This window comes from Ohtaekwangia sp. (assembly GCF_036568665.1).
GTDB lineage: Bacteria > Bacteroidota > Bacteroidia > Cytophagales > Cyclobacteriaceae > Ohtaekwangia.
This window is the reverse complement of record NZ_DATCSD010000387.1, coordinates 1-5,145: the sequence shown is the minus strand read 5'-3', so window position 1 is coordinate 5,145 and position 5,145 is coordinate 1. Positions and strand designations below refer to the sequence as shown.

General features: G+C 41.6%; 5 protein-coding genes. 3 read left to right on the top strand and 2 right to left on the bottom strand.

Annotation, left to right across the window (positions count from 1 at the left end):
• From VIN08_RS22570 to VIN08_RS22560, 3 genes are all read left to right on the top strand, one after another.
• The coding region (locus VIN08_RS22570) for a T9SS type A sorting domain-containing protein (RefSeq protein WP_331970145.1) at positions 1-1,035 on the top strand (1,035 nt) is incomplete at its 5' end.
• Positions 1,036-1,180: 145 nt separating this feature from the next.
• Positions 1,181-1,639, top strand: a complete 459-nt coding sequence (locus VIN08_RS22565; protein ID WP_331970142.1) for a nuclear transport factor 2 family protein — start codon at positions 1,181-1,183, stop codon at positions 1,637-1,639.
• 61 nt (positions 1,640-1,700) lie between these two features.
• The gene (locus VIN08_RS22560; RefSeq protein WP_331970139.1) at positions 1,701-3,836 is read left to right on the top strand and encodes a S9 family peptidase; all 2,136 of its coding nucleotides are present in this window, start codon (positions 1,701-1,703) and stop codon (positions 3,834-3,836) included.
• A 319-nt stretch (positions 3,837-4,155) separates the two neighbouring features.
• Here VIN08_RS22560 and VIN08_RS22555 read toward each other — a convergent pair whose 3' ends face one another.
• The gene (locus tag VIN08_RS22555; RefSeq protein ID WP_331970136.1) at positions 4,156-4,776 is read right to left on the bottom strand and encodes a hypothetical protein; all 621 of its coding nucleotides are present in this window, start codon (positions 4,774-4,776) and stop codon (positions 4,156-4,158) included.
• A 17-nt stretch (positions 4,777-4,793) separates the two neighbouring features.
• On the bottom strand, positions 4,794-5,145 hold a 352-nt coding region (locus tag VIN08_RS22550; RefSeq protein ID WP_331970134.1), incomplete at its 5' end, for a hypothetical protein.

Genomic DNA, 5,145 nt, shown 5'->3' with positions numbered 1-5,145 from the left:
ACCACTAGCCAGTACGTTACCACCCTTGATGTTAAAGATAACACAGTATATATAGGAGGCGCATTTACCATGGTGGGAGGATTACCCCGCACGCATCTTGCAGCCGTAGATGCTGGCACAGGTTCTTTGTTAACGTGGGCTCCCGATGTAGCTGGCACGGGTATAGATAAACTCGTTGCCAGCGGAAATGCAGTATATGTAGTGGGCGATTTCCCGAAATCGATCGGAGGTGCGTATCGCCCCTACCGTATAGCCGGGCTTGATGCCACAACGGGATTAGCTACTACCTGGAATCCTGAATTCAAAAACGGGAGCGCATTGGATGTAACTGCCAACGATTATACATTATTTATCGCTGGTACCTTTGATTCCGTTGGTATACAATCACAGCATGGTATAGTATCGTTTGATCTGGCCACTACCAGTCAGAAAAGCTGGAACCCCGACATAACTTCGGGAGAAGGCGGATACTATGTATATACCGTAACAGCCTCTACCCGCAGACTATATGTAGCGGGTGATTTCTCCGGTGTAGGAAATGAATATCGTGGTCAATATGCAGAGTACGATCTCTGTTCACCCGTAGGAGCATTAGCGCTGAACGGCTCAACCCTTACTGCTCCTGCCGGTACAAGCTATCAATGGTATCTCGATGGTAAAGCGATTGACGGTGCAACTGCTCAGACCCTTGACATCAACCTATTGGAGAATGGTATATATGCCGTAGAAGTAACCAGCAGCGGATGTCTCGAACGGTCGGACGATTTTGCTTACCTTATCACCAGTAATGAATCCACTGCTCAGGATGGTATTATACTATATCCCAATCCTGCCGCAGAAGAGCTGATCATCATCCTGCCGGAAGCACAGACTGCAACATTCAGTATGACCGATATAATGGGAAGAACCATAAAAACAACAACGGGCTTTGAAACGAATAACCGTATAAATGTAAGCGATCTGAAAGCGGGTCCATACCTCGTTAAAGTTCGTTACGGCAATAAAGAATCAGTGAAGAAGATCATCAAGAAGTAAATCCGTATACAGATATATACCAAAGGCCAGGCTTTTGTCCTGCCTTTTTTTATTATCTTCCTATATTTCCATACGAACCGGTATATGTCGTTTTTTTACTATGGACAATGAGGCGTAACCGGTATATTCAGCCAAACCTCTCTCCATGAAAAAGACCGTTGGCCTGGTAAAAGATAAAGGGTATAACAATCGCCAGCGTTGTGTGAGTTTTCTAAAGGCATTGGAGGCACGAGATGTTTCCACTATGCTGCTATACTGCACGCCCGATGCTTCCATGCATGTTGTGCCGCTCGGCAGTTCTTTTACCGGGCTTGTGCATTCGTTCGGTAAATTTTTCTGGAACGGTTTCCTGGAAAGCTTCGCTGATCTCAAAATCATTTTTCACGATATGCATTGGATCGAAGAAGAAGCTGAAAAAGTTACACTCCTTGTTACCTTGCAGGCTATACACGTCTTCCCCTTTGCCGGCATCAACAGTTCAGGCAGTCAACTCGATTGCTGGCATATATTTATATTTCAATTAAACGATCTATACCAGATCACCAGTATTGAGGTAAACTGGAATCATCCGGAGATGAAGGCCCAGCTTATGCACGAGGAATAATTTGAGAAGATATACCATTCCCGAAGATTCCGCTATATTGCCTTTCTGAATAACCTCACTCATGAAAGTATCATTTTATCCGGTGGCATTACTTTGTGCCACTACCCTGATAGCATGTGGTCCCGGGAAGGAGACTGCACTATATCCCGATGTTGCTCCACCTGTAGTAGAAAAGAAACCTTTTGAGATCGTATCCAAACACGGACACAAGCGCGTGGATGATTTCTACTGGCTAAAGAACCGCGAAGACTCGGCCGTTATACAGTATCTCAAGGATGAGAACGCGTATGTTGATACCATGCTGGCACACACCAAACCACTACAGGAAAAACTCTTCAATGAAATGAAGGGTCGCATCAAAGAGAAAGATGAATCAGTCCCTTATAGGCTGGATAATTATTATTACTATACACGCTACGAAGAAGGATACGAGTATCCCATATATTGCCGCAAGCAGGGTTCGCTGGATGCTCCGGAAGAGATCATCGCGAACGGCAATGAACTGAGCAAAGGACATAACTTCTTTGATATCGATACGGAAGTGAGTCCTAACCATGCATTAGCCTCTATCATAACCGATACCGTAGGTCGCAGGTTTTATACCCTGCGTTTCAAAGACCTGAAAACCGGCAATCTATATCCTGATAAAGTAGGAGGAACAGAAGGCGAGCTGGTGTGGTTTAACGATAACAAAACAATACTCTATGTGCTCACCGATCCGGAGACACTGATCGGCAACAAAGTATATAAGCATACCTTGGGGACAGATCCTGCCAAAGATGAGTTGATCTATACCGAAAAAGATTCTACGCTGGAGTGTTCGGTATATAAATCGAAATCAGAGAAGTATATATTTATTGCCAGCGGCAGAACGGACGCACAATTTATGCAAGCGCTGGAGGCAGATAATCCGAAAGCCAAACCGGTAATTGTAGAGCCGCTGCAGGCCAATGTAAAATATACCGTGGATCATGCTAATGATAAATTCTATATTCTCACCAACCTCGATGCGTCCAACTATCGCCTCGTAGAAACACCCGTAACACATCCCGGCAAAGCTTTCTGGAAAGACGTTATACCTCACCGCGATAATATATTTATCGAAACCTTTGAGTTGTTTAAAGATTACCTCGTATTGGAAGAAACAACGGAGGGACTAAACAAAATCCGCACAATCAAATGGTCTGACAAAAGCGAGAACTTCATCAACTTCGAAGAATCTGCTTACTATGCAGGACTTAGTGGTAACCCGGAGTTCAATACATCTACCCTGCGCTATAATTACCAGTCGATGACCACACCGAACTCGGTATATGATTATGACATGAACACCCACGAGAAAAAATTACTAAAAGAAAAGGAAGTACTCGGAGGGTTTAACAAAAATGATTACCAGACCGAACGTGTTATGGCAAAGGCGAGAGATGGCGTCAGTATACCTATATCTATAGTATATCGTAAGGACAAGTTTAAAAAAGACGGTACCAATCCTTGTTTGCAATACGCCTATGGTTCATACGGAATCTCCATGATTCCCTTCTTCGATTCGCAGAGACTTAGTCTGCTCAACCGGGGATTTGTATATGCTATAGCACATATTCGCGGTGGCCAGGAGATGGGCGGCAAATGGTATGAAGATGGAAAGATGCTGCACAAGAAAAATACTTTTACCGATTTTGTGGATTGCTCGGAGTACCTGGTTAATGAGAAATATGCTGCGAAAGATAAACTGTTTGCCAACGGAGGCAGTGCAGGAGGTTTACTGATGGGCGCCATTACCAACATGCGACCTGACCTGTATAAAGGCGTTGTTGCCGATGTTCCATTCGTAGATGTAATCACCACCATGATGGACGAAACTATACCGCTCACATCATTTGAATGGAAAGAGTGGGGCAATCCAAACATCCGGGAAGAATATGAGTATATGCTCTCTTATTCGCCATACGACAATGTAGAGAAAAAAGCTTATCCTAACCTGCTTGTAACGACTGGCCTACACGACAGCCAGGTGCAGTATTGGGAACCTGCCAAATGGGTAGCCAAACTTCGCACAATGAAAACCGACAAAAATCTGTTGCTCTTCAAAACCAATATGAGCGCAGGCCACGGAGGCTCCTCCGGAAGATTTCAGGCACTAAAAGACGAAGCACTAATAGACGCCTTCATACTCGACCTTGCTGGTATAAAAGAATAACATTAAAAGTCCTTCCCTGAAGGAAGGACTTTTTTACTTAGTATGTAAGGCTGTCTTAGAATTCATAAAATCAATATCTGCTATCAGTAGGATTCATGGGTACAATGATTTCAATTGGACTATAATCCAATGATGGTTAGTCGACATCAAAACATCCGTATATAGGAACTAAGTAACTAATCTGTAGATATAGAAAAATGGATATTATCAACAACACCATTCTTATCTACATCAAATTTTAAAGATGCAAAATTCTCCAACTTGAGCCCTCGCGTTTGCTGAAAATTGTGTCCTGAAGTTTGCACTTGAGGTATACTGATCAATATTGTTTAATTCTTTTATATACTGCGAAGAATTTAGCATCAATCGCTCCTTCTTTTGGCTCAATAGCAAGCGGTGCATTTTTCGTTGTATACTTTCCTAAATTGTATATCCATTCTTCAGAAGAAATCTTATACCTAACCAGATAAGCAATGAATCCAAAATAAGGATCTATTTTTATCTCACTCCTGTATTTATATTCCTTGGTCAATCTTTCCCCTCCATAAAACCGTATCTTCTTTTTAGATATGACAATCTTCTCATATCTGACAGAATCCCTTCTTCGCATATGATTACTGTATCCATCAAAACTCAAGACCCAAGAGCTTCGAAGGAGTTTATCATATCGGTGAACAATTTTCCGTTTTGCTGCTTTCAGAGCATCACTAACTTTTTTTGAATCCAGTCTTCCCGTTTCATGTACACGCCATAAAATTTGATAGGCTTTAACAATAGAGTCCTGTTTAAGCAGGGTTAAAGCATACTTGAAATGATTCTCTTCTTTGCCTTCTCTAATTTTAAGTGGGTCTTCGATAAAATCAAAATATGATAAATGATGTTGTGCCCGAACCAGCTGAGAGCTCAATAATAAAATCAGTATATATATATGTAATTTCATAAAAAAATAGCCTAAATCTAATAACAATCACTTCCACCTATGCTTTTAATCTTTCCTGTATCCTTATCTATTATTACGTTCTCCTCTTTAGCTCCCATTTTAAGAATATCATCAATCGTCAAATCCCACATAGCTGAAGTATTTTTAAAACTGTCACTATTTTTAGCATCGTTCAATCCATATAACCAAAGTGCAGCTACCGTCTTTGATTCCTTGTTTGTTAAAGCTCTACCATAGATGTCTTGAACTGCACTAATCATCAACTGTATGTGAATTGTATCACTCATTATTTCATGTTGTACTTCCTGATCATCACTAGAAAACTGACGATCCATCATTAAGAATGAATGAACTGTTTCATGATAAATA